Here is a 26873-nt window from a genome sequence, read left to right as displayed (position 1 = left end):
CGAAGGGGTTGCATTATCCAGGTCTACGGATTTGTCAACTGTGCAAGCAGGAGGAGCAAAACTTTATGACCAAACCATTTAACATTCCTAAAGCGTTAATCTGGGAGGCATTTAAAAAAGTCAAAGAGAATGGTGGCGCTCCAGGCGTTGATCATGAATCTATTGAGCAATTCGAAAAGCATTTAAAGAACAACCTATACAAACTATGGAATCGACTTTGTTCTGGCAGTTATTTTCCACCGCCAGTTAAGGCTGTTCCGATTCCAAAGAAGTCAGGTGGCGTGCGTATACTAGGTATTCCAACAGTTGCAGATCGAGTCGCGCAAACAGCAGTTAAGCTCTTATTAGAGCCGAAAATTGATCCATTATTTCATCCAAACTCATATGGATATCGTCCGGGGCGTTCTGCCCATGATGCAATTGCGATAGTGAGGAGACGAAGTTGGGATTATGATTGGGTTGTGGAATTTGATATCAAAGGTCTCTTTGATAACATCGACCATGATTTACTCATGCGTGCACTCAAGAAACACTGTGAAATTCCATGGATTCTTTTATATGTGCAACGTTGGTTAAAAGCACCAATGCAACACATAAATGGCCATCTTTTAGAAAGGAATCGCGGCACACCACAAGGTGGTGTTGTGAGTCCTTTATTGGCGAATTTATTTATGCATTATGCTTTTGATATGTGGATTACGAAACATCTTCAAAGTGTACGGTTCTGCCGTTATGCAGATGATGGCGTAATTCATTGTCGGAGTTTATCTCAAGCCAAACTTGTTTTACAAAAGATCGATGCACGATTTCGTGAATGTGGTCTCGAATTGCATCCAGACAAGACAAAGATTGTTTATTGCCAAGATATTAATCGTCGTAAAGCATATCCCGATGTTCAATTTACTTTTCTCGGGTACACGTTTAGGCCCCGTAAGGCTGTGGACAAGTATAAAAGAGTTTATGTAAATTTCTCTCCTGCAGTCAGTCGTGATGCACTTAAAGCAATGCGACAGACTATTCGGAAATGGCATCTACATCTGATGTGTAATCGCGAATTAAGTGATTTATCTGCAATATTCAATCCAATTCTTCAAGGTTGGCAGCAATACTATGGTCGCTTCCATGGTTCAGCAATGTCAGCGATCTGGCAACACATGAATGCTTATCTTATACGCTGGATGAGGCGTAAGTATAAAAACTTGGCCCGTCATAAAAGACGGGCTAGATATGCCTTAGGGCGACTTGCGCGTGATTTTCCAAATGCCTTTGTGCACTGGAAAATGGGATGTTTACCATCGGTTGGATAATGGGAGCCGGATGAGCTGAGAGGTTCATGTCCGGTTCTGCGAGGGGCTAAGGGTGAAATTCCCTTGGTCTACTCACCCCTATATTCAAACTCATTCAGGCTGGGTCTATACCGCCTTTATTATTGATGTGTTCTCACGAGCCAGTATTTCACCTGTTGTATAGTGCATAGATAGCTGAAATTTAAAGGTATGTCGCTTTTTTTTACCGCTATACCATTTCTTCTGTTTTTTTTGGACGTTGAACTAATATTTCAGTTGCATCAATCACAACAACTTCCCAATCCACTTCATCTCGATTAGGAAGTTGTTTTGACAAGTTAAATTTTCCAGAACGGATTAAGGTATCTTCAATAACACGTGTGATACGAATTGCACTCGTTTCAGATACACCGTAACTCATACCAAGATGGAAAAATGTTCGATATTCTCTCCAATATTCTATACATAAGAGCAAACGATCTTCCAACGGTAATTTATGCGGTCGTCCTTTACCAATATGACGAGGTAAATGCTTATTTAGCTCGGCCAACATGAGGTTAAATGTAGCCCAACTAACACCGGTAAGCCTACGAAACTTAACGTCTGATAATTTTTGAATATCTTTGAATTTCATCCAAGGATTATCTCTTGAATTAAATAATTTTGCTGATTAATTTAAGATCAAATAAATTGTACGTTTTTTGATTTATGCCGGAAGTCTATTAAATAAAATTTTTGTCATCTCAGCATAGACTATATATTTCGAGAAGATCTCAAAATTACATTTTTGTCATTTTTAAAAATAATTAATTAGGGTCTGTTGACACTTACTGTTCATAATTAACCCTATAAAGGTAGCCATAAAAATATACAGGCTAAAGCAACAGAACTTTGATAATTTCTTTTGAGCTTGTCATATCGAGTAGCTATTCCTCTAAATTGCTTTAATCTACAAAACATATTTTCAACTAAATGCCTGATTTTATATAAATACCAGTCCATATGGTCATTGTTAGATTGGCTATTCGTTTTCTTTGGTATATTCGCTTTAGTCCCTGTTTTCCTGATCTGTTCACGCAGTGGTTCTGAATCATAGCCTTTATCTGCGCATACCACTTTTGTCTCTTTTAAATCTAATGTTGATATTAAATCAGGTGCAACTTTAACATCATGTGTGGTTCCATCGGTAATTATGAAATCAATAGGATTGCCATGTGCATCAACAATCAAATGTATTTTTGAGGAGTTTCCTCCTACACTTTTAGAAATAGATTGATTCGCTATGCCAGCAGAATGTCGATGAGCACGTACATGAGAGCCATCAATAAAAATCCACTCCATATCGGGGCATGAGGCTAGCAATTTGAATAATCTAATTAACTTACCGCTGCTTGACCAACGATTAAAACGTTTGAAAATAGAGTTTGAATGACCAAAACAAGAAGGAATATCTCGCCACGGACAGCCTGTTCTAATTCTATAGAGAAATCATGACCTCAGGCATATTCACCGACATAAATGATATTAAATATATTTAAATTGTATTATATTAAATATATGTAAAACATATACTTATTGCTTTAATATTTGGTAGTGTAATTTAAAGTAGGGCAGGGTAATAAGAAGTTAGTCACTTTAATATGCATTAAAATTCAACAATAATAACCAACATAAAATATGCTTCTGTTTTTATTATTTTTATTTTTGACTATTTGATAAAAATTATTTAGCTGTGGAATCCTGAATTTGGCAAGCAGTGATGAGTGATCGGTCTTTATTCTTCAGTTAAGAGGGGCTTTGTTGCATAAACCTCTCAGGAAAAGTGGTCGCCGACAAATCCGGTACGGTTCAGACTCATATTTCCGGCCAGTTTATTCGAAAATAGCGAAGTGCTTAGGCCTAGTTAGGTGCATATTCATCAGGAAATGTATAAACCATTGTTTATTAAAGTTGCACTCACTCTATAAACCTATAAGCCAAAAAATAATGTCCCCTAGGTTGCGATTGAAATAAGGTATATGCAGTAAGGTGATTTTAGCCCACTTTTCTTATGAATATGATTTTGACAAGGATTCCTGGATTAATTTGGCAATTTCTTTTGGCTTGAGAGCTCGTGAAGATGCCATCGTACTTGGCAGGTACAGAGATGTTGTGGCAAGCCCTCGTTAAATAAATGTAGTAGTTTCCTATAGCAAAAATTTTAAATTCCAAGGACGCGGAGCGTAATTAATGATGAAGTTGAAGCTTATATGTATTGCTTTCTACCATTAATTGGTGCCGCAATTGTGGAGCTTACTCACAATGGTGCTGTATTTGAACATTTTTTGTCAATAAATTCACAGATGGAAAAAATTAATTTTAACTTCTCCACAAAACAAGAAGTCAAGGAAAGACGTATGAAAAAAAGATTATACAAAATAAGTATTTTTAGTGGCTTATTTATGGCTTTAACTAGCCAAACATGGGCTACAGATGCTTTTAATCTTGTAGGCACAGGTCCTATATCTCAGGGTATGGGAGGAACGGGAGTTGCGTATAATATAGGCCCTGGAGCCATGCTGATTAATCCAGCAACATTATCAGCATTTGAAACCGGAAGATATGCGAGTATTGGTCTGGATATTATTACTGCAGATTTGAAAATCAAAAATATAGCGACAGGAGAAACGGCACAATCACATTCCCACGGTCGAAACAATGGTCCTTATATTGGACCAGAACTCTCATTTGTTTGGCGAAATGATGACTATGCGCTAGGAATAGGTGCATATGCATCAGATGGAGTCGGAACTCAGTTTGGTAGGGAAAGTTTTCTATCAAGAACTACAACAAATAGTATTAATACAGGCCTAGATAGTTTTTCACGTTTGCTTGTACTTCGTATACCCGTTTCATTTGCTTATGAAGTCAATGAAAAGTTATCCGTTGGTGGTTCTCTTGATGCCGTTTGGACGGCAGTTAATTTAGGTTTTCTTTTAGATACATCTCAAATTGAAACCTTGGCAGTACAGAAAAATATTTCTGGTTCATTGGTGCCAAATTTATTGAGTATTCCTGAGTTGTCAGCAGGTTATTTAGATATCAATAATGGAAATACAGTGGGTGGAGGGGTAGATGGCTGGGGATTAGGTGGGCGTGTAGGACTTACTTATAAACCTATATCGAAAACCACAGTAGGTATTGCATATAACTTTAAAACCAATGTTGGTGATTTATCTGGTGATGCAGACTTAACAGCAGTCAGTAGATCATTAGGTCCAATTTCGCTTGCTGGCAAGGCTAAGTTGCGTGATTTTGAAATGCCAGCTGCATTGACTATTGGTATAAATCAGCAAATCAATTCAGAGACCATGATTTCATTTGATTACAAACGTGTATTCTGGAATGACGTGATGGATAATCTGAAAGTTCATTTTGAACAAAATGACAGCAAAGATAATCTGGATATTAATTTGCCACTTAATTATCGCGACTCTAATGTGTATTCATTGGGTATGCAGTATGCAGCTAATCCAAAGTGGACATTCCGTACAGGGCTACATTATGCCCAAATGGCAAATTCCAAGGAGGGCATACTATCGATTATTCCTTCGACACCTACTACTAATTTGACAGGTGGGCTAAGTTATTCTGTAACCCCAAGAAGTGTTGTGGATTTTTCATTGGCGTATGGGTTTAAGAAAAAAGCATTGAATAATGCTCAACCTAATACAGATAAGCCAATTGAGGTCTCACATGCACAGCTTGCTGGCGCATTAATATTCACTACTAAGTTTTAAACATAAGTTTCATTCTTAGACTTGGAACTTTTATTCCCCAAACCCAAACAAAGAATCAAAGAGTTAGAACAAAAGTTTTTTCAAGCAAGACAAAAAACATAACCTTTTGAAATGATTATAGTAAGTGCCCGCTGAACCCCGTGCCTATTTTTAATTAGGTTCAGGTTTCCAGCAGTGTGGCAGTAATTCTTCTATGTGGGTTACTTTATGTGTTGGCAGCCTTCAGCACATCACTTAAATAGGCATATGGATCCAGCCTATTCAGTTTTGCTGACTGAATCAGGGTCATGATGTTGGCAGCTCGCTGACCACTGCGCAGTGAGCCAACAAACAGCCAGTTTTTACGTCCCAAGGCCCAGCTCATTTGGTTTTCTATCCCTTGCGCAGCAATGCTGCTCATATCAATGGGTAGATTACCATCATCCAAATATAGGCAGAGGGCTTGCCAGCGCTTCAGACTGTAATTGATGGCTTTAGCAGTGGCTGAACTTGAGGGCACCGTCAGATGATGTTGGTTGAGCCATTCGTACATATTGCATTACTGGTTGGCTATGCTGTTGCCGGTATTTGCTTCGTTGCTCTGTTGTAGTATCTGTCTTTTTCCTGAGTTCTGCTTCTATCGCATACAGTTTCTGAATCAACAGTAATGCCTGTTCAGCGATTTGACTTTTCCCGGTCACATGTAGTTCATTAAATTTACGACGTGCATGGGCCATGCAGCCCACCTCAATGATCTTACCTGATTTAAAGCGTGCTTTATAACCACTGTAATCATCACAGACAGACCAAATAACCCTGCCAGCCTTTCAGGAAATCTTTAGCATGTTGACCAGAACGGCTATCCTGAAAGTCATAGATCACTGCCTGAACTGGATTGTCCTGGGTGGTGGCATAGACCTAGACATGGGGCATCCATTGTATTTAGAACATTTAGTCAAATAAGCTTGATAACCAAAGTTATCTAGTCCTTGGTATGCACAATAATATTGCAAAACAATAATAAATTACCTGGTTTAGTCAATCCGCATTTAATTCTTAATTTTTGAAAAAAAGCTATGAAAGTGCTGGCGGAAATTTGGTGTTCCAGTGTAGATCACTTATCTGATTTGCATATTTCTCTGACATCCATTTCCGGCCAGTCTGTTCGAAAACAGCAAAGTGCTTAGGCCAAGGTGCATATTCATCAGGAGATGTATAAACCATCGTTTATAAAAGTTGCGATCGCTCTATAAACCTATAAGCCAAAAAACAATATTCCGCTAGGTCATGATTGTAATATCGTACATGCAGTTAGGTGGTGTTTGCTTACTTATTCAGTAGTGAGTATGACTTTGACAAGGATTTTAGATCAATTTAACGATTTCTTTTGATCTGAGCACACACGTGCAGATGCATCTATCTGTACTTGGCTGTAATAGAGATTTTACGGCAAAAGCATAGTCAAATAAATACTGCATTTCCCATAACAAAATTTTTAAACTCCAAGGACAAGGAGCGTAATTGATGACGAATGTAAACGAAGAGCTTGGCCGCATGGTCTTAGCTGGTGGAATTGAAACCAATCTCCATGATGTTGGTACTGGTGAGCCTGTCGTGCTTGTTCATGGTTCAGGCCCGGGTGTGACCGCTTGGGCGAACTGGAGGACGGTCATGCCTGAGTTGTCCAAGCACCGCCGCGTCATTGCACCGGACATGGTGGGTTTCGGCTTTACGCAACGACCACAAGGAATTCACTACGGAATCGAGTCTTGGGTTGCTCATTTGATTGGAATCCTTGATGCGCTGGAACTAGACCGTGTCGATCTTGTCGGAAATTCATTCGGTGGTGCCTTATCATTGGCCTTTGCTATCCGATTTCCACATCGGGTTCGTCGGTTGGTGCTGATGGGGTCCGCTGGTGTGAGATTCGAGCTTACGGATGGACTCGATGCAGTCTGGGGTTATGAGCCCTCCGTGCCAAATATGCGCAAAGTCATGGACTATTTCGCCTACGACCGAAGTCTCATTTCTGATGAGCTGGCGGAGCTACGCTACAAGGCGAGTATTAGACCCGGCTTTCAAGAGGCTTTTGCCTCCATGTTCCCTGCTCCGCGGCAGCGCTGGGTAGATGCATTAGCTAGTTCCGATCAGGACATTCAAGCTATCCAGCATGAAACACTAATCTTACACGGTCGCGACGATCGTGTGATTCCTCTTGAAACATCGTTGCGGCTGAACCAACTGATCGAAAGCTCGCAATTACACGTTTTCGGTAAATGTGGCCATTGGGTGCAGATCGAGCAAAACAAGAATTTTATCCGCTTGGTCAATGATTTTCTCACCGCTAATGATTGATTTCAAAAAAATGTGAATGATCATCCATTCTGAAAAATGCATCACCTGTAATTACCCGCTATCCACTACTTTAAAAAGTGAGAAGACAATGAATCAGACAGAAACAACACCTATTAGAGTGCGCAAAAATTGGAAGACCAGTGAGATAGAAACGCTCTTTGATGAGCAAGCTGGACGTATCGATCCGCGCATTTATACCGATGAGGATCTGTACCAACTCGAACTAGAACGTGTATTTGCTCGGTCATGGCTCCTATTGGGGCATGAAACTCACATTCGTAAACCAGGTGATTATTTCACGACCTATATGGGTGAAGATCCTGTCGTGGTCGTAAGACAGAAGGATGCCAGTATCGCTGTGTTCCTGAACCAGTGCCGCCATCGTGGTATGCGTATCTGTCGTTCGGATGCTGGAAACGCGAAGGCATTTACTTGTAGTTACCATGGGTGGGCTTACGATACTGCTGGCAATCTTATTAATGTGCCTTACGAGGCCGAATCCTTCGCCTGCTTAGACAAGAAGGAATGGAGTCCACTGAAGGCTCGAGTGGAAACCTACAAAGGTCTGATTTTTGCCAACTGGGATGAAAACGCCATAGACCTTGATACATATCTCGGCGAGGCGAAGTTCTACATGGACCACATGCTCGACCGTACTGAGGCAGGCACTGAGGTGATTCCAGGTATACAGAAGTGGGTTATTCCCTGTAACTGGAAATTCGCAGCAGAGCAGTTTTGTAGTGACATGTACCATGCCGGGACTACAGCACATTTATCTGGAATCATTGCTGGTCTGCCAGAAGATCTTGAGTTGGCTGATCTTGCACCGCCGAAATTTGGCAAGCAGTACCGTGCATCATGGGGTGGGCATGGCAGTGGCTTCTATATTGGCGACCCCAACCTGATGCTTGCCATCATGGGGCCGAAGGTCACCAGCTACTTGACCGAAGGCCCCGCGGCGGAAAAGGCGGCCGAGCGTCTGGGTAGTATAGAGCGCGGCACGAAAATCATGGTTGAGCACATGACTGTCTTTCCTACGTGTTCCTTCCTCCCAGGTGTCAATACGATCCGAACATGGCATCCACGCGGGCCGAACGAGGTTGAAGTGTGGGCATTTACAGTCGTCGATGCTGATGCTCCAGATGATATTAAGGAAGAGTTTCGTCGTCAGACACTACGTACCTTCTCTGCCGGTGGTGTATTCGAGCAGGATGACGGCGAGAACTGGGTTGAAATCCAGCATATTCTGCGAGGTCATAAGGCACGTAGCCGTCCATTCAATGCTGAGATGAGTATGGGGCAAACCGTTGATAACGATCCAATTTACCCTGGTCGTATATGTAACAACGTGTATAGCGAAGAAGCTGCTCGTGGACTATATGCACATTGGCTGAAAATGATGACCTCACCAGACTGGGAAGCATTAAAGGCGACGCGTTAAACCTAACGACAGCTAGCGCCACATCGTGGTGCCAGTTAGAAGCCGCATTTGATTCATAACCAAATTGGATGCGGTGGACTATCCATTTGAAATCTACAAGGAATGATTACGATTCCAAAAAGGAGTGACCATGATTGATTCAGTCAACAGAGCTGACCTCTTTCTTCGCAAACCTGCACCGGTAGCACTTGAACTGCAAAATGAAATTGAGCAGTTCTACTATTGGGAAGCTAAGCTTCTCAATGATCGCCGCTTTGATGAATGGTTCGCACTACTTGCCAAAGACATTCACTACTTCATGCCTATCCGCACCACACGAATCATGCGTGATTCACACCTTGAATATTCGGGCTTGCGAGACTATGCGCATTTTGATGATGACGCCACAATGATGAAAGGGCGTTTGCGTAAGATTACTTCTGACGTAAGTTGGTCCGAGAATCCTGCCTCAAGAACACGACATATTGTGAGCAATGTGATGATCATTCCCACAGAAGTAGAAGGAGAATACGAAATCTCCAGTACCTTCATCGTGTACCGCAATCGCTTGGAAAGACAACTTGATATCTTTGCTGGAGAGCGTCGCGACAGATTGCGTCGTAACAAGGGTGAAGCTGGATTCGAGATAGTCAATCGGACAATCCTGATCGACCAAAGCACCATCCTAGCCAATAACCTCAGTTTCTTCTTCTAGGAGATGTCATGACTTGGACATATATACTGCGGCAAAGTGATTTGCCACCTGGTGAAATGCAACGCTATGAAGGTGGATCAGAACCAGTGATGATCTGTAACGTCGATGGTGAGTTTTTCGCAGTTCAGGATACCTGCACGCATGGAGACTGGGCATTATCAGATGGATACCTTGATGGTGATGTCGTTGAATGTACGTTGCATTTTGGGAAGTTCTGTGTGCGAACTGGGAAAGTGAAAGCGTTGCCTGCTTGTAAACCTATCAAAGTATACCCTCTCAAGATAGAAGGTGATGAGGTACACGTTGATCTTGACAATGGGGAGCTAAAGTGATGGCTAATCATGTTGTAATCATCGGTAATGGCGTAGCTGGGTTCACCACCGCGCAAGCCCTTCGTGCCGAAGGTTATGAAGGACGAATCTCACTGATTGGGGAAGAACAGCATCTTCCCTATGACCGACCATCCTTGTCTAAGGCCGTCCTTGATGGAAGCTTTGAGCAGCCACCTAGACTGGCCGAGGCAGATTGGTACAGTGAAGCCAGCATCGAGATGCTGACTGGCTCAGAAGTTACTGACCTAGATACACAGAAAAAAATGATCAGTTTGAATGATGGCAGCACGATTTCTGCTGATGCTATCGTTATTGCAACTGGAAGTCGAGCACGGATGTTGTCTTTACCCGGCAGTCAATTGCCTGGTGTCGTGACATTACGCACTTATGGTGATGTGCAGTTATTACGTGATAGCTGGACACCCAATACTCGGTTGCTCATTGTAGGCGGTGGGTTGATTGGTTGTGAGGTAGCAACAACGGCTCGCAAGCTTGGTCTTTCTGTCACGATCCTTGAAGCTGGTGATGAACTGTTGGTTCGTGTTCTTGGACGACGTATCGGTGCTTGGCTACGTGGTTTGTTAACTGAACAGGGTGTGCAGGTAGAACTAAAAACTGGAGTTTCAGGTTTTTCAGGCGAAGGTCAGCTTGAAAAAGTGATGGTGAATGATGGGCGTAGCTTTATTGCTGATAACGCACTTATCTGCGTAGGGGCAGATCCTGCAGATCAACTCGCACGTCAAGCCGGTTTGGAATGTGATCGTGGTGTCGTTGTTGATCATAGAGGTGCGACACCTGCTAAAGGCATATTCGCGGTCGGGGATGTAGCCACTTGGCCACTTCATTCAGGCGGAAAGCGCTCGCTTGAAACCTATATGAATGCTCAGCGCCAAGCCACAGCAGTTGCCAAAGCCATTCTAGGAAAAGAAGTATCAGCACCGCAATTGCCAGTGTCATGGACGGAGATTGCGGGACATCGAATGCAAATGGCTGGTGATATCGAAGGACCGGGTGAATATGTTTTGCGCGGAACCTTGGGCAGTGGCTCTGCTTTATTGTTCCGTCTGCTAGATGGACGGATTCAAGCGGTTGTAGCCGTTGATGCACCTCGTGATTTCGCACTCGCAAATCGATTAGTGGAAGCTCAAGTCATAATTGAGCCAGAAAAGCTGGCAGATGTGTCAAATAATATGCGCGATATTGTTCGTGCGAATGAAGGGAATCAAAAATGAAACTTAAAGATGAAGTAATTTTGGTGACAGGTGGTGGCGCAGGCTTGGGAAGAGCCATCGTTGATCGTTATGTTGCAGAAGGTGCACGTGTTGCAGTACTAGATAAGTCTCCGGCAGGTCTGGAAGCGTTAAAGGAGCGCCATGGAGATTCAATCGTAGGGATTGAAGGAGATGTACGTTTACTCGACAGCCATCATGAGGCTGTGGCTCGTTGCGTTGAAAAATTTGGCAAGCTCGACTGTTTAGTCGGTAATGCTGGTGTTTGGGATTATCTGACTCAACTGGTGGATATTCCTGACGATGTCATCTCGGAGGCATTCGAGGAAATGTTCGAGGTGAATGTCAAGGGCTACATTTTAGCGGCCAAAGCTGCACTACCTGCTCTTTATCAGAGCAAAGGTAGCGCGATTTTCACTGTGTCAAATGCTGGTTTTTATTCAGGCGGAGGTGGTGTTTTGTATACCGCTGGTAAGCATGCAGTCATCGGTTTGATCAAGCAGCTTGCACATGAATGGGGACCTCGTATCCGAGTTAATGGTATAGCCCCAGGTGGTATTTTAGGTAGTGATTTGCGTGGTCTAAAAAGCCTCGATTTACAAGATAAAAGTATTTCAACTTTCCCATTAGATGAAATGCTGAAATCAGTTCTTCCAACTGGGCAGGCTGCCACTGCAGAAGACTATGCGGGAGCATATGTATTTTTTGCGACACGTGGAGATACCGTGCCACTTACTGGAAGTGTTTTGAACTGCGATGGTGGTATGGGCGTGCGAGGTTTGTTTGAAGCTAGTCTTGGTGCACAACTTGACAAGCACTTCGGTTGAGACAGGAGAAGTATCATGGGTATTAAAAGTTTGGGTTATTTGGGCTTTGAAGTCGTAGATATACCAAAATGGAGTACTTTTGCCACTACTAAGTTAGGGATGATGCAAACTTTAGCTAATGAAACAGAGGTGAAATTTCGAATCGATTCGCGTTCTTGGAGAGTGTCAGTTAGTCAAGGATCTGCTGATGACTATCTTTTTGCTGGCTACGAGGTGGAGAGTGAGCAGGGATTACAGGAGGTTAAGCAAAGCTTAGAAGCCCACGGTATTTCAGTTACTGTTGAAGGACAGGATCTAATTGCAAAACGTAGTGTGCTTGGGTTGATTTCGTGTAACGACCCGTTCGGTAATCGAGTTGAGGTGTATTACGGTCCAACTGAGGTGTTCGAACAGCCGTTTATTTCACCTACTGGTGTTTCTGGATTCCAAACTGGAAGTCAGGGACTAGGTCATTATGTTCTGAATGTGTCAGATGCAGATGCGGCTCTAGCCTTTTATACCAAAGCATTGGGTTTTCAACTTGCTGACATCATTGACTGGACACTTGGTGATGGATTGACTGCTAAGCTTTATTTCTTGTATTGCAATGGTCGTCATCATTCATTTGCATTTGCAAAGCTCCCGGGATCAAAACGTCTTCATCACTTTATGCTGCAACTTAATGATATAGATGATATGGGCTTGGCATACGATAAATTTTATGAAGACCGTGCAGTGGTGATGACGATTGGACGACATACCAATGATCACATGATTTCGTTCTATGGTGCGACACCATCGGGTTTCGCAGTTGAGTATGGCTGGGGTGCACGTGAAGTAGCCCGTGACTGGTCTGTCGTGCGTTATGAGCGTATCAGTATCTGGGGACACAAATTTCAGGCACCTGCATGATTGCTCAGTCTAGCAGTTTTAGTCCTGCTTTTATCTACTTGTTATTAAGCTGAACATTTTGGACGGCTTAATCACATAAATAAGAGTTCTAGATAGTGTTAATCAAGGAGAGATATAAGCATGAATGAACCAGATAACGTACACAAAGTCGCTGATTTTCTGCATGAGGCCGCACTGTCAGGCACAGCTATTGCACCAGTGCGCAATCTAATAGGTGAGATGGATTTAGAAGCGGCTTATGCTGTGCAAGAGGTCAATACACAACGAGCGTTGAATGCGGGGCGAAGACTAGTTGGGCGAAAGATCGGGCTGACCTCTGTCGCAGTACAAAAACAACTCGGAGTGGAACAGCCAGACTATGGCATGTTATTCGCGGATATGGCCCGTACAGAAGGAGAGGACATCTCTCTTAATGAGGTACTTCAACCTAAAGTCGAAGCTGAGATTGCTTTTGTTTTTGGACGAGATATTGACGATGAGCATTTAACGGTAGCTGACCTTTTTCGTGCTATTGAATATGCTGTACCAGCGATTGAAATCGTGGGTTCACGTATAGCGAATTGGGATATTCGTATCACGGATACCATAGCTGACAATGCTTCATCGGGTCTGTACGTATTGGGTTCCATGCCAAAGCGGCTGTGCGATTTTGATTCACGCCATGCAGGGATGGTGATGGAGCGACAAGGATTATTGGTATCCTCTGGAGTTGGAGCTGCTTGCCTAGGATCACCGCTCAATGCAGTTCTTTGGTTGGCTAAAGTCATGGCTAAGCTGGGTCGTCCATTGCGTGCTGGTGACACAGTTCTTTCAGGTGCGCTCGGTCCGATGGTGCCCGTCGCAGCAGGCGATATATTTAATGTACGGATAGAAGGGCTTGGGTCGGTGACCGCTAATTTTGCAAAGGGATAGAAGCATGCAAGTTAGCCCATCTTCAATCATAAAATTTCCGGAATTTGCGTAAATAATTATACGTTATGCGACCGGATGCGATGGCTTAAGGATTAAAGGAGTTTCATTATGACCCGTAAAGTCAAGGCCGCTATTATTGGTAGTGGCAATATCGGCACTGATCTGATGATCAAGATACTTAGGCAGGGGAAAAACATTGAAATGGGAGCGATGGTTGGCATCGATCCTGCATCGGACGGACTCGCACGCGCCCAGCGCATGGGGGTAACAATCACTCACGAAGGTGTAGAAGGGTTGACGCGTTTGCCGATATTCAATGAAATCGATATTGTATTCGATGCTACAAGTGCCAACGCACATGTGAAAAATGAGGCTTTGTTACGTGAGCGTAAGCCTCAATTACGCATGATCGATCTGACACCTGCCGCCATTGGACCCTACTGTATACCAGTGGTCAATGGTGATGATCACTTAGATGCAACCAACGTTAATATGGTCACGTGTGGAGGGCAGGCTACTATTCCCATGGTTGCCGCGGTATCACGTGTGGCTAAGGTACATTACGCAGAGATTATCGCTAGTATCTCAAGTAAAAGTGCTGGACCTGGTACTCGTGCCAATATTGACGAGTTTACAGAAACTACCTCACAGGCGATTGAGGCGGTAGGTGGAGCTGCTAAAGGCAAGGCAATCATCATTCTAAATCCAGCTGAACCGCCACTGATGATGCGAGACACTATCTATACACTTAGTGATTTCGCTGACATCGAGCAAATTAAAGAGTCAGTGCAATCAATGGTGGATGCAGTACAGGCATATGTCCCAGGTTATCGATTAAAGCAACACGTACAGTTCGACCGCATTGAGGCCGATCGCCCGTTTAATATTCCTGGTGTTGGAGAACGTATGAGTGGGCTCAAGACTTCAATTTTCTTAGAAGTAGAGGGTGCCGCAAACTATCTGCCAGCTTATGCAGGTAACTTGGACATCATGACCAGCGCTGCATTACGTACCGCAGAGAAAATGGCTGTGCGTATGCTCGATTCTCAGGTTGAATAAGGATATCACCATGACTCAACAGAAAATTTACATCTCTGATGTGACACTGCGTGATGGTAGTCACGCGATCCGCCACCAGTATACAGTGGATCAAGTTAAGCAGATTGCACAAGCTCTGGATGATGCCAAGGTCGATTCTATCGAAGTTGCCCATGGTGATGGTTTACAGGGAAGTAGTTTCAATTACGGCTTTGGTGCTCATACGGATTTAGAATGGATTGAAGCCGTGGCTAGTGTGGTCAAGCATGCCAAGATTACAACATTACTCTTGCCAGGCATTGCTACTGTACATGATCTTAAGGCTGCCTATGAAGCGGGTGTGCGTGTGGTACGCGTTGCTACGCACTGCACGGAGGCTGACATTTCCAGACAGCACATCGAGTATGCGCGTCACTTAGGTATGGAGGCTGTTGGCTTCTTGATGATGAGTCACATGACTACACCGCAAAACTTGGCGCAGCAAGCCAAGTTAATGGAAAGTTATGGTGCGACAGTATGTTATGTAGTTGATTCTGGTGGTGCACTGAGCATGAATGGTGTACGGGATCGCTTCCGTGCCTTCAAGGACACGCTAAAACCCGAGACACAGACTGGAATACATGCACATCATAATTTGAGTCTAGGGGTAGCCAATAGCATTATTGCTGTAGAAAATGGTTGCGACCGTGTAGATGCAAGCTTAGCTGGCATGGGTGCTGGTGCTGGAAATGCGCCACTAGAAGTGTTTATTGCTGCTGCGGAACGGATGGGTTGGAATCACGGTACTGATCTTTATAAGTTGATGGATGCAGCCGATGACTTGGTTCGCCCATTACAAGATCGTCCTGTACGTGTTGATCGCGAGACTTTAGCTCTAGGGTATGCTGGTGTTTATAGTAGTTTCCTGCGTCATAGCGAGTTGGCTGCTCATAAATACGGGCTTAAAACTGTAGATATTTTAGTCGAACTTGGGCACCGTCGGATGGTTGGTGGTCAAGAAGACATGATCGTTGATGTAGCGCTTGATTTGCTCAAGCAGCAGGAACAAGCATGAATTCATTCTGACTAATAAGTATTCAGCAAATACTTACGGAATGGGGTATTACTTCGTCATTGTTTAGATGAACTTGAAACCAATGTAATGAAGTTACGTTGGTTTCTCTATTTCCCCTTTACTGTTCTGAGGAATGAGTTGAATATTTTTGAGATGATTATTGTTTAAACGCTAAAAAAGTATTCTCAGGATGAGAGATGGGGGGTATGATCTAGACTGAAACAGTCGGAATTATGTGAATTATCAAGGATGAGCTTTTGGGACAGAAGAAAGCCTCAAAATAAATTAAAAAATAATCATTATAATATCAGCCTCAAGGAAAAAGGATCTGCTGAGTTGATGCAAGAACAATATACACGCATTATATTTGATGGGCTCTACGAATTCGTTGGCCTTCTTGATGCCAAGGGAAATGTGCTTGAAGTCAACCAAGTCGCATTGGAAGGGGCAGGTATTACTCTAGAAGATATTCAAGGTAAACCGTTCTGGAAGACACCTTGGTGGCAACTTTCAAAAAAAACAATGGCCACCCAAAAGAGACTTATTGAAACTGCATCATCCGGTGAATTTGTTCGATGTGATGTTGAGATTCTTGGCAAGGCAGATGGTAAAGAAATAATAGCGGTCGATTTTTCATTGTTGCCAATTCGAAATGAAGAAGGTGAAATTATTTACCTTCTTGCTGAAGGGCGTAATATTACCGATAAAAAGAAAGCCGAAGCTATGCTGGCGTTAAAGAATCAGGAGCTAGAGCAATCAGTTGAATATATTCGAAAGCTAGATAAGCAGAAGAGTGATTTTTTTGCCAAGGTAAGCCATGAGTTGCGTACGCCACTGTCTTTAATTCTAGGACCACTGGAAGCTGTTATGGCAGCAGAGGCTGGAGGAGAATCACCTTATTGGAAACAGTTTGAGGTCATTCAACGTAACGCAAGAACCCTGTTGAAACAGGTTAATACATTGCTTGACTTGGCGAAAATAGATGCCCAGCAGATGGGGCTTTCCTATCGGAGAGTTGATCTCAGTCAGCTGACCCGTACTATCGGCTCGAATTTTGAAGGAATAGCCCAGCAAAAATCAATAACGTTTGATACTAAACTGCCCGCGCAGATGATGATTGCTGAAGTGGATGGTGAGAAATACGAACGTATTATCCTTAACTTACTTTCTAATGCTTTTAAATTTACTCCTGATGGGGGGCTTATCCGCTGCTGTCTTAGTTTTAATCTACCCAATTATGCTTTGATTACTGTGTCTGATAGTGGACCTGGTATTCCTCCTAAACTGCGTAAAGAGATATTTGAACGTTTCCACCAGTTAAATCAGGAAGGTCAACAAGCCACGCAGGGTACAGGCTTAGGTCTTTCTATTGTGAAAGAGTTCGTTGAGTTACACCGAGGAACAATTTCTGTAAGTGATGCCCCTGGCGGAGGAGCACTTTTTCAGGTAAAGCTACCACTGAATGCACCTGAAGATGCTTATGTTGCGAATAACACCTTACAGCGAAAAGATAATCCACAGGTCGTGGATTTTGATGAGTACCTTTTGCTGATGTCAAATGCGGTAGATGAGGCTGAGGTGCTTCCGTTTCAATCCGACCAGCCTCGGGTGCTAATCGTTGATGATAATCCAGATATGCGTGGTTTTATAAAGGACTGCCTAAGCAGCGACTATCAAGTGTATGTTGCAGCTGATGGAGCAAAGGCGCTGGAGTTGATGTCCAGCATGCCGCCAGACCTGTTGATTACAGACTTGATGATGCCTGTTATGAGTGGCGATATGATGATTAATCAAGTACGTAAAAAAGATGAACTTTCACATATTCCGATCATGGTGTTGTCGGCCAAGTCAGATGAAGAATTGCGTGTGAAATTGCTTTCTGAGTCTGTACAGGACTTTCTTCTTAAGCCATTCTCCGCTCATGAGCTACGAGCACGTGTAAGCAACCTGGTATCTATGAAGGTGGCAGGCGATGCACTGCGTGGGGAGCTATCCGATCAGGGAGATGATATCGCGGTACTTACTCACCGCCTGATTAGAAGTCGCCACCGCCTTCAGCAGAGTAATATTGCATTATCTGCCTCGGAAGCACGTTGGAAAGCAGTTTATGAAAACTCTGCAGCTGGCATTGTACTGACCGATCCGGAAAACCGAATACTCAATGCCAATCCTGCATTCCAACGCATGACAGGATATGAGGAAAAAGATTTGGCGAAACTTTCTATGGAGCAATTGACGCCACCTGGGGAAAGTGCACAGATGAAACAGCGTATTGCTAATTTGCTTCAGGGTGGAGGAGAGGAATACAATGTGGAACGCTCTTATCTATGCAAAAATGGTTCTACGATATGGGTTAATTCCCGTGTTTCGCTGATGCCTCCACGTTCCGGTGAGCCTCAAGTTATTCTGCAGATCATCGATGATATTACTGAAAGGAAGCAAGCACAGGAAGCTCTCAATCAATTGCAGCAACAACTTGTCCACGTTTCCCGATCGGCTACGATGGGGGAGTTTTCAGCCTATATTGCACACGAGATAAACCAACCACTCTCGGCGATCATGACTAATGCTAATGCTGGTACACGCTGGTTAGGTAAAGAGTCATATAACATCTCAGAGGCTAAAGAGGCATTCGCTCGCATTACCAGAGATTCCGACCGTGCAGCGGAAATTATCCGTATGATACGATCCTTTCTAAAGCGACAAGAGGCAGCGATCAAACGGATTGATCTAAAAGCAATGGTAGCAGATACAAATCTGATACTTAAGGCGCCTAGTCAGAGTAATAGTGTAAATTTAAATGTATTGGCCGATGAAGTACTTCCTGAAATATGGGGAGATGCTGTACAGATTCAACAGTTAGTATTAAATCTGGCTATGAACGCTATAGAAGCGATCAACCAAGGAGACTGTGAAATTAGGCAGCTAACGCTATCATTCTCTGGTAACGATACAGGTGATGCACTTATTATCTCTGTGAAGGACTCAGGTCCAGGTATTTCAGCTGGTAAGGTGTCGCAGTTATTTGATGCATTTTACACAACCAAAACAGAAGGATTTGGAATGGGGTTAGCAATTTGTCTTACAATCACTGAAGTACATAATGGAAAAATATGGGTGGAGTGCCCATTTGAGGGAGGTGCTTGTTTTATGGTAAGCATCCCTGCTAGAAAGGAATCAGATACATGAATAATCACGGATTTTTAATTTATATTCTCGATGATGATAATGCAGTACTGGAAGCCCTCAGCAGCTTGGTACGCTCGGTTGGCATGAGTGTTGAGTGTTTTTCATCTGCTAGCGCATTTTTTAACGATGTCAATTGGTCTACCTGTGGCTGTTTGATTCTGGATGTTCGTATGCCCGAGATGAGTGGCTTAGATGTGCAACGAAAACTAGCAGAGCTTGGTGAGCAGATCCCTATTATTTTCATTAGCGGCCATGGTGATATTCCAATGGCAGTTAAGGCGATCAAAGCGGGTGCGGTAGACTTCTTCACTAAACCATTTCGAGAAGAGGAACTGCTCGGTGCTATTCGTACTGCCCTCAAGTTAGCGCTTCAGCAGAGATCAAATGCTCCCCAAATTAGCGAGCTTAAAGAAAATTATGAAAGTCTCAGCAAACGCGAGCAACAGGTACTTAAGTTTGTCTTACAAGGATACCTAAATAAACAGACAGCATTAGAACTTGGTATATCGGAAGCTACTGTAAAAGTACACCGTTATAATATAATGAGAAAAATGAAAGTCTCCTCAGTCCAAGATCTAGTTCGAGTAACCGAGCGGTTTAAGAATAGTCTTAAGTAGTAATTCTTCATAGTGGGTTCTACGCTGGAACCTCAGATTTTTCCGTTACCTCACAGTTTCAGTTTGGCAACCAGTGCCATTCAGGTCAATAATTTTATTGCTGCTCTGGGAGGTTTAATACCTATTCAGCAAAATTTACAGCTAGACTGCCATCGATATTTTAGTCAGAACCACAACATATTTAGTATGAACTTCCGCTTCCAGTAATTCCTGCAATTAAATGTCTTGGCAATGTTCACCAACATAAATTACATTAAATATAACCCGAATCGCGGATAAGAAAATGACTTGAAAAATAAGAGGACTAGAGCCATCAGTTGAGTTACCACACAAAACCTAAAGCCCTAGTCCTGATGTTCAATAGTACCGAATTATTCTGCGTAATTGATGATTTCTTTCTGAAATTTGAAGCAACTTATTGGAAATTTCTCAAACAAAGCCGTCATTGATATTTAGTTGAAAATGCTTTTGCGAGATTAAAACATTTCCGTGCTATTGCACTCGATTTGATAAACTAGCACGCAATTATAAATCTATGATCCATATAGCCTGCATATTTATTTGGTGCAAAGCCAAATGAGGACACACCCTAGTTAGTGCTGTTTTTTATCTAATTTAATAACTTCTAAGTCTTTGCTAATTAATAAATTTTATAAAAATCAATATATTGTGCATGTAAACGAGGGATATTCTGATGACAATAAGAAACAGATGATTACTGATTTGCATCAATCCCTGTAACTAGGTCTGCAAGTTGTTTATTCCCTGTTTTTGCAAGAACCGTGTGATGCAGTAGAGAACTCACCTTTATGACAGACAGTTTTGGAATCAATAATTTTTGTCTTAATTTTCGTAAATATTGCTGTATATCATCGATACTAACCGAATCCATTTTGCGGAGATCCTCAATGAATAAATCAGGGATTGGAATATCTAAATAGATTGTCTGATTGAGCAAGCTGTATGAATACTCAAAATCACGGTTCTCAAATACATTAAATTTACTGCTTAAGAAGAACTGATCATTTTTATGGATCAATTTTTGCCGGTTATTTAAGTTTTTAGCTCGCTTGCTTTGTATATATAGCCACTCATTCACACTGTTGCCTGTTAAAAATGCGAGCATTAGGATCAAAGCACTTTTATTTTGATGTTCAGAGTAGTCCACATGAAGTCTTTTCAGTAGATGGTTCACGCTAGATGGATTCGGGAAAAAACTACTTGACGTGAGTAAATGTTCTTTGCGTTGAATATGTTTTGCAACAAGCGGTAGAACATAGCTTTGACTCGTTTCTGAGTGTGCTGCGAGTGGTGTGACGTCAGTTGGATTGATAACAATTTGCCGATTAATCGGCTCATCAATTAAGGTTTCTATATTTAGTGCTTTAGATTTAGCCCCTTTTTTGATTTCGATACTTTCTTCAATGAATTGTTCTTCATCAAGAAACTGATGTTGAAGCTGTGTATCGATACTTGCACGTGCAATCTTCGCTTTGTTTTTTAAAACGTAGTTAAAAGTAATGCGAATATCATTGAGTAGATTGCGATCAAACTCAGGCAATTCATCCGTATCTAATGTGATCAGATGTTGAATAAATTGTTCTAAGCTCTGTGTTGGATCTTGAAGATAGGTACTCCAGAGACGTTGATACTCTTCTGTATTATGATATTTTTTTCAGTATCTAAGTTTTTATTTGCAGTTCTAAAACGCTGAAATAAGCGCTTTACGGTATTGAAGTGTTCTGTGTGTGCTTGTTTAAAAAGATCTGGCTTGAGCTCAGGAAGAGCAATTAAATAAATGGCCGCTTTTAAAACTAGAATATTCCAATTTTTTGCATGCGTCTGCGATTCAGATAATTGCGCAATTGAATTGATATATGAAGTGATCGGTAAATTGCTAATCTTAACTTTTTTCGTGAAAGCGATTAATCAGTTAACTGAGCAATATCTAAAAGATTACAAACCATTTGTCGTCCTAGTTACTCACGTTGAGCAGCTTCAATAATTTCTTGCAGGTGATAAATTTTTTTTAAACTAAGAACAGCAGTTTCTAGTTTATGGTTCGTATAAAAAAAATAGGCTGATAGTAGAGCAAGTGGTTAATTGATTCCTGAAAAGGCGTTACGCTGCGATACTTTCTCTTGAAGTTGCTGTTTTTCCTGAGCGGATAAAAAGGCGATGCTCAAACCGTTTTGCTGCGCTTGTCGGATTTGTGCTTCGGATAAGCCTGCCTGTGGTGCTGCGTGTAAATATTCATGTTGAATATCAATGCCTTCAACCGCAGGATCGTCACTATTAATCGTGGCTAAAATGCCATGTTCAAGAAAGGTTTTAAGCGGATGTTGAGCAATATCGGCAACGGTACTGGTTTGCAGATTTGAGGTAATGCAGGACTCAATCCCGATCTGATATTTAACTAAATAATCTAGTAATTTTGCATCTTCCACAGCTTTCACCCCATGCCCGATACGGGTTGCACCGAGGGTTTGAATCGCTTGCCAAATACTGCTTGCACCAGCGGCTTCACCTGCATGGACGCTGATGTGCCAGCCTGCATCACGAGCTCGCTTGAAATGATCAATAAACAGTTCCCCTGGAAAGCCCAGTTCATCACCTGCCAAATCTAGTGCGGTAATCTGGTCACGATGAGTCAGTAAGGCATCCAGTTCTTGCTGACAGCGAGCCTGCCCAAAGGTACGACTCATAATACCGATGAGCTTAGCAGGAAGATCCAAGTAACGGCTGCCTTGCTGAACGCCATCAATCACGGCTTCGACTACCCCAGCCAGTGGAAGTTGATGGCTCATCGCCATATAAAAGGGTGAAAAGCGCAGTTCGACATAGTCCAAACCTTGTTGTGCTGCATCTTGCATATTTTCCCATGCGACACGACGGCAGGCTTCCAAATCACCCAAGACTTTCACGCCCCAGTCCAGTTTGTTTAGGAAGCTCAGCAGGTCTGGCTGATTATCCATGACCTGAACATGCGGTAGTAGTTTGGGCAGGGTGTTGGCAGGCAGTTGAATCTGGAATTGCTGCCCCAGTTCTAAAATGGTTTGCGGACGGATATTGCCATCGAGGTGGCGGTGTAAATCGGTGAGCGGGATATTTTTATCAATCATTATTATTCACCTAAGGGTTTATCTAGTCAGAAAAGCGTGATGTGCTCGCAGCATAATCGCAAGTGGATTCATTCGGCTACTGCATAATCATATATGCCGTAGTGAAGGCGATATTTTAAAAGAGATAAGCCTTTATTGAATGGGTTATGGAGTATTGTTCTATCCCCGCTGATGGACCTGAACAGTGCTAAGAACATACTTGTGCTTGGGCATGATCTAGCAGTAGGAATCACCGTCCTTAAGTATATATCTAGTTAATAATATATAAAAAACAATAAAACCCATATAAGATCATGTTTTTTAAATTATTTATATTTAATTATAATTTTATATATATAAGATAAATATACAAAAACTGACTAATAAAATTAACTAGCCAGTTTTTTCTTTTATTCAGTTTTATTGGTTTCAGGGTCTTTTGGAGGAGAGAGGATTTTTCCCCAAGCAATTGTACGTGACTCTAACTTATAATCTTTCTCAAATTGTCGAAGTGCAGCATGCTCAGGATAGCTTTCAACAGCCATTCCAATCAATTCAATTACCTTAGCCTCATCATCATTTAGACGATAGCGCTCTGCTAATTGAAGTATCATGCCCACTTCAAATATCTTTGGAAAACGAATTTTACCTTTATGATCTCTTTCTTTAAAGTATCGAGTTATACAATCATAATGGGACTGTAGATCCCAGCTAGGAGTAAGATTTAATAAATGAATTATTATTAAACCTTCTGTGCAAGATATTAATATTTCTTTTTCATAACATTTTATAAATTCTAGGTGTTTTTCTCTTTTGTTAGGATCTGAAAAAAAGTGATAATAAGCGATATAAAGAGCTATGTATGCACGTTTATCCTCTTTTTGAAAGGAATCTATTTTTCTCTCGACTTCATCTAGTACTTCAGTTAATTCTGTTACCGATGAATTTGGCACATGCTCCATACAGCTAGCTAGTTGAGAAAGAAAGCCTTTTAGTTTTTGGCTACCAGAGCCACGACTAAAATCAAGTTGCCAAATCCAATATTCAGGTGCTAATTCAACTTGCATGATGTTGGATCTTTCAAGATGATAGTCATACTGTTCTTTCTCAATTGTGGTTTGTCGCATAACAAACTCAATCAAAACATGTCTTGCTAGTCTCGATAAGCCTTGTAAAGTGAGCCATGTTTTATTTTCTATTCTACAGGTTTCTGTATACCTAGTTGGCCTATCTAATGGTTTTGGAAGTTTGTGTAAGTTGTGTATGTATTTTGATCTAGCTTGATACGCATTTTTTAGGGCAGTTGGGAGATCAAAACGAGATATGGGATTAATTATATTTTCGGTTTCTTCTCTATAGTATGCTGAATTAATATGCTTAATTGAAAATTCTATAAATCGTTTGCTTAGAGCCGTGTGTTCATTTAACAGGATCGCATTTCTAACTCTATCTGCTATAATTTCGTCAACACCATTCAAAGCTCTATCTAGGGGCTTCTTTTTCTTGGAATCATAATCTGACCATGTGGATTGATGTCCATCAAAATTTTGTGCCAGTGATTCAATAGATGCAACAAGTAGCGTATAGGCTAATTCAAAATCATCTGCAATACGTTGCATGCCAGTTACGTAGGTTCTGATTGAACTCATGACACCTAAATAGGTTTTTCTATCCAATCCTATTAACTGTTTAGTGAATTTAACTAAGAAGTTTTCATCTTCAGGTTGGCAGTAAATATTTTTATCAAATACTTGTTTTACTACTTCCCTTGGCGTTGAATGAGTAGTAACACCAAGTTGATCGCCAAGTAATCTGTCAGTGAGGTGGTAACTAGGGGAAGCTGTACAATTTAAAGTAAAAGATAGAATAGATGAAAAATCTAGTATAAAAAAAGATATACCATGTGAAACTAATACCCCAGGTCCATCTCCGAAGTCTTCCATTAACTCTTCAATTTCATAAATAGCAGCATTAGTTTCAGGAAAGTTTGAAATTGATAAAAGTGAACCTGCTGGAGTTTCTATTTTTTGATCACGACTAAACCTTAAATTGGTGTAAATTACACCTCTTAAATTATTCCTTAGACCTATCCCATTCTTAAACAACTTCCCTGAACATATTTGTAACATTGAATAATCCTAATTATGAGTTAACTCATTCAATATTCAGATATGTAGAAAAATAGATCAATAGCACTATTTAGAAAAAACTCATTTTTGAATAACTACAAATAGAATTATTTTCAAAAACTTTATATTTACAATTGAGACAATACTTTCTTAACGGCTAATAAAAAACCAGTCTTAAATATTAAGCGTCCATTTTCATCTTTCACCGCACCATGACTTGTAACAGTCCAGCCTTTACTAGCTATCTTACTCTCATTGATAGCATCCTTTAATGCTTCGATTTCACTGTTAACCAATATGCCATCTAAGGCAGGTAATAATTCTATTGCTGTTTGTGCATTTGGGGCGCTAGCTATAGAGTTTGGTCGCATATCAATAGTGACTTCTTTATTTTGTTTGAGTATGCTATTTTCAGTTTTATATTTATTTCTTTCAGCAATTATTTGACCAAATACTGCACGTAATGCAGGATCATCTAACCTTTTTAAAAGTTCCATATCTGAAGGCGTTTCATTTTTTCTTGAATGGGCTAAAGGTGGCTTTTTCATTGTGGTTTTAGCTTTAGTTGCCCAAGCATCGATAAGAAGGCGAAAATGTTCGCCTGATTTATTCCGTATACTTACTTCGCCAACACCACCCTCTGCTTTAGAAGCACGACCTATCGTTGCTATTGAGAAATCCTTATTTTCTGTATTAAACCTCTTTTCTAAAAGAGCATTAAGCTTATCTAAAGATATTTGCGTACGTTCGCTTTTATCTCTTTTCAAGTCTTCTAAAATCGTATTAATGTCAATTTGCATTTTAGAATTCACCTTATTTCGTATTGCTAGTTAAAGACTTAATGGGGATACCTTTGCTTGGCATATCTATTTGATGTTCTAATGCTTTTAGACCGACATCAAGTAACTTACTATTTTGCATAAATTGACCTAGTTCTAGGTAACTTGTTACTTTTTTGAATCCCTCTAGTTTATCGCTCGGATTTGCTTGAAGAGCCATTTGGCGCATCATTGCATTTGCTGCAATAAGTTGATGATCTTGATCTAACATTAAGAGATATGGAGAATATCCTTTACGCATCATAATTTGACAAAGATGTTGAGTTCTTTGTTGAATAACGGAGGTTTTTTTCACTTCATCAAGTAAGTCAGGATATATTTCCGCATCCTCACATAATAAGGAGAGATGTAATAAGTCTGAAGTTGTATCCATAAAACCAATTTTAATATCATTTTCAGAACCAACAGCAATGAGCTTATTTTTAAAATCAGTTTCACAGCGATTCTGCTCAATTTCAATTAACCGACGAATTATATTGAAAGTTGCTATCCAATCTTTTACATATTCATCGGCTTCAACTAATTGTTTTTCATATCTACGTTGAAGTGACTGTAATTCATTATGTTTGATGAATGGTTTATTATTTATCTCTGCTTCATATTTAAATTCCTCTAGTTTTTCTATTTCAGTTTCTAATTTTACAGCTAATTGGGCAGATTCATGTGCTTTGTAGCTCATAAAGTTAAGGTGAGCATTAAGAGCAGGCAAGTATCGAGCATCCGTGATAAACCAACGACAACGTACACAGTTTTCTAAGCCATGAGGTACAGGGCTATAGATACTATTTGCACTTCCTCTTGTAACAACTAGTTCTCCGCCATTCCAACAACCTGCTAGCGCATAACTTTCATCTGAACGAACAGTATTTCCTCCAGCCAAACATAATCCATGATGACGATTTTCCCATCCTAATGGGTTGCGGTTAACTATTATGTCTTCAATGGCTTGTTGATCGTTATAGGCCATTTTTGATTGGATTTGACGCAATTCTGCATCTTTAAGAAAAGTCTGAATACTTTCTTGTGACTTGGCATCAAGTAAACTTTCAGCTTCAATCATCTTTTCTTTCATGACAGCGGGGGTTAGTTTTGTATAATAGACAGTCATTAGGATTCGTGAATGACCAGCTAAAAGTTTTGAAACTACAGGTAGAGGCAACTTTGCATCCATGATGAACCGT

General features: G+C 41.3%; 19 protein-coding genes and 5 pseudogenes. 16 read left to right on the top strand and 8 right to left on the bottom strand.

The features are described 5' to 3' along the window. Nucleotides 1-65 precede the first annotated feature (65 nt). Complete coding sequence (ltrA, locus tag TOL5_RS20315) at nucleotides 66-1307, top strand: group II intron reverse transcriptase/maturase (RefSeq protein ID WP_004826931.1); 1242 nt, start codon at nucleotides 66-68, stop codon at nucleotides 1305-1307. Nucleotides 1308-1515: 208 nt separating this feature from the next. Here the strand turns inward: ltrA and TOL5_RS20310 are convergent, their stop codons facing one another. Further along, a complete protein-coding gene (locus TOL5_RS20310; protein ID WP_221260618.1) occupies nucleotides 1516-1839 on the bottom strand; it encodes a helix-turn-helix domain-containing protein in 324 nt (107 codons plus the stop codon). Between the two features lie 274 nt (nucleotides 1840-2113). Next, nucleotides 2114-2771: pseudogene (locus tag TOL5_RS20305) on the bottom strand (IS5-like element ISAba31 family transposase); the annotation flags it as partial. A 956-nt stretch (nucleotides 2772-3727) separates the two neighbouring features. Here TOL5_RS20305 and TOL5_RS20300 point away from each other — a divergent pair. After that, nucleotides 3728-5065: an OmpP1/FadL family transporter gene (locus TOL5_RS20300; RefSeq protein ID WP_228740301.1), complete on the top strand. Its 1338-nt coding sequence runs from the start codon at nucleotides 3728-3730 to the stop codon at nucleotides 5063-5065. Between the two features lie 150 nt (nucleotides 5066-5215). Here the strand turns inward: TOL5_RS20300 and tnpC are convergent. Continuing rightward, nucleotides 5216-5959, bottom strand: a pseudogene (gene tnpC / locus TOL5_RS20295) (IS66 family transposase); the annotation flags it as partial. 609 nt (nucleotides 5960-6568) lie between these two features. Between tnpC and TOL5_RS20290 the strand changes: the two are divergent. The 14 genes and pseudogenes from TOL5_RS20290 to TOL5_RS22560 form a co-directional block, all read left to right on the top strand. Further along, nucleotides 6569-7399, top strand: a complete 831-nt coding sequence (locus TOL5_RS20290; protein ID WP_221260617.1) for an alpha/beta fold hydrolase — start codon at nucleotides 6569-6571, stop codon at nucleotides 7397-7399. 88 nt (nucleotides 7400-7487) lie between these two features. Continuing rightward, nucleotides 7488-8840, top strand: coding sequence for an aromatic ring-hydroxylating dioxygenase subunit alpha (locus TOL5_RS20285; RefSeq protein ID WP_221260616.1), 1353 nt, complete (start codon nucleotides 7488-7490; stop codon nucleotides 8838-8840). A gap of 130 nt (nucleotides 8841-8970) precedes the next feature. Then, the gene (locus tag TOL5_RS20280) at nucleotides 8971-9534 is read left to right on the top strand and encodes an aromatic-ring-hydroxylating dioxygenase subunit beta (RefSeq protein ID WP_221260615.1); all 564 of its coding nucleotides are present in this window, start codon (nucleotides 8971-8973) and stop codon (nucleotides 9532-9534) included. Between the two features lie 8 nt (nucleotides 9535-9542). Continuing rightward, nucleotides 9543-9866: a non-heme iron oxygenase ferredoxin subunit gene (locus tag TOL5_RS20275; protein WP_221260614.1), complete on the top strand. Its 324-nt coding sequence runs from the start codon at nucleotides 9543-9545 to the stop codon at nucleotides 9864-9866. Further along, a complete protein-coding gene (locus tag TOL5_RS20270) occupies nucleotides 9866-11098 on the top strand; it encodes an NAD(P)/FAD-dependent oxidoreductase (protein ID WP_221260613.1) in 1233 nt (410 codons plus the stop codon). The genes TOL5_RS20275 and TOL5_RS20270 overlap by 1 nt, the downstream gene beginning before the upstream one ends. A 23-nt stretch (nucleotides 11099-11121) precedes the next feature. Further along, nucleotides 11122-11922, top strand: a complete 801-nt coding sequence (gene bphB / locus TOL5_RS20265) for a cis-2,3-dihydrobiphenyl-2,3-diol dehydrogenase (RefSeq protein ID WP_267461062.1) — start codon at nucleotides 11122-11124, stop codon at nucleotides 11920-11922. Nucleotides 11923-11937: 15 nt separating this feature from the next. Next, on the top strand, nucleotides 11938-12813 hold the full coding sequence (bphC, locus tag TOL5_RS20260) for a biphenyl-2,3-diol 1,2-dioxygenase (protein WP_221260611.1): 876 nt from the start codon (nucleotides 11938-11940) through the stop codon (nucleotides 12811-12813). 120 nt (nucleotides 12814-12933) lie between these two features. After that, the gene (gene todJ, locus TOL5_RS20255) at nucleotides 12934-13725 is read left to right on the top strand and encodes a toluene degradation hydratase TodJ (protein WP_221260610.1); all 792 of its coding nucleotides are present in this window, start codon (nucleotides 12934-12936) and stop codon (nucleotides 13723-13725) included. Nucleotides 13726-13833: 108 nt separating this feature from the next. After that, complete coding sequence (locus TOL5_RS20250; protein WP_087013808.1) at nucleotides 13834-14784, top strand: acetaldehyde dehydrogenase (acetylating); 951 nt, start codon at nucleotides 13834-13836, stop codon at nucleotides 14782-14784. Between the two features lie 10 nt (nucleotides 14785-14794). Next, nucleotides 14795-15817, top strand: a complete 1023-nt coding sequence (gene dmpG / locus TOL5_RS20245; protein WP_221260608.1) for a 4-hydroxy-2-oxovalerate aldolase — start codon at nucleotides 14795-14797, stop codon at nucleotides 15815-15817. Nucleotides 15818-16066: 249 nt separating this feature from the next. After that, the gene (locus TOL5_RS20240; RefSeq protein WP_221260606.1) at nucleotides 16067-19006 is read left to right on the top strand and encodes an ATP-binding protein; all 2940 of its coding nucleotides are present in this window, start codon (nucleotides 16067-16069) and stop codon (nucleotides 19004-19006) included. Next, nucleotides 19003-19623 (top strand): response regulator transcription factor, encoded by a 621-nt coding sequence (locus tag TOL5_RS20235; protein WP_221260604.1) that lies wholly within the window; start codon nucleotides 19003-19005, stop codon nucleotides 19621-19623. The genes TOL5_RS20240 and TOL5_RS20235 overlap by 4 nt, the downstream gene beginning before the upstream one ends. Before the next feature lie 353 nt (nucleotides 19624-19976). After that, nucleotides 19977-20063 (top strand): annotated as a pseudogene (locus tag TOL5_RS20230) (IS982 family transposase); the annotation flags it as partial. Between the two features lie 9 nt (nucleotides 20064-20072). After that, a pseudogene (locus TOL5_RS22560) lies at nucleotides 20073-20203 on the top strand (IS5/IS1182 family transposase); the annotation flags it as partial. Nucleotides 20204-20272: 69 nt separating this feature from the next. Here the strand turns inward: TOL5_RS22560 and TOL5_RS20225 are convergent. The 5 genes and pseudogenes from TOL5_RS20225 to TOL5_RS20205 all read right to left on the bottom strand — a co-directional run. After that, nucleotides 20273-21552: pseudogene (locus TOL5_RS20225) on the bottom strand (hypothetical protein); the annotation flags it as partial. Nucleotides 21553-21722: 170 nt separating this feature from the next. Next, the gene (add, locus tag TOL5_RS20220; RefSeq protein ID WP_221260603.1) at nucleotides 21723-22745 is read right to left on the bottom strand and encodes an adenosine deaminase; all 1023 of its coding nucleotides are present in this window, start codon (nucleotides 22743-22745) and stop codon (nucleotides 21723-21725) included. A gap of 389 nt (nucleotides 22746-23134) precedes the next feature. Continuing rightward, nucleotides 23135-24853, bottom strand: coding sequence for a hypothetical protein (locus tag TOL5_RS20215; protein WP_221260602.1), 1719 nt, complete (start codon nucleotides 24851-24853; stop codon nucleotides 23135-23137). Nucleotides 24854-24981: 128 nt separating this feature from the next. Then, on the bottom strand, nucleotides 24982-25653 hold the full coding sequence (gene gmtX, locus TOL5_RS20210) for a gamma-mobile-trio protein GmtX (RefSeq protein WP_221260600.1): 672 nt from the start codon (nucleotides 25651-25653) through the stop codon (nucleotides 24982-24984). Between the two features lie 13 nt (nucleotides 25654-25666). After that, the gene (locus TOL5_RS20205; protein ID WP_228740300.1) at nucleotides 25667-26863 is read right to left on the bottom strand and encodes a hypothetical protein; all 1197 of its coding nucleotides are present in this window, start codon (nucleotides 26861-26863) and stop codon (nucleotides 25667-25669) included. Between the last annotated feature and the right edge of the window lie 10 nt (nucleotides 26864-26873).

The sequence above is a fragment of the Acinetobacter sp. Tol 5 genome, from assembly GCF_019702905.1.
Taxonomy (GTDB): Bacteria; Pseudomonadota; Gammaproteobacteria; order Pseudomonadales; family Moraxellaceae; genus Acinetobacter; species Acinetobacter bereziniae.
This window is presented reverse-complemented; position numbering and strand designations above follow the sequence as displayed.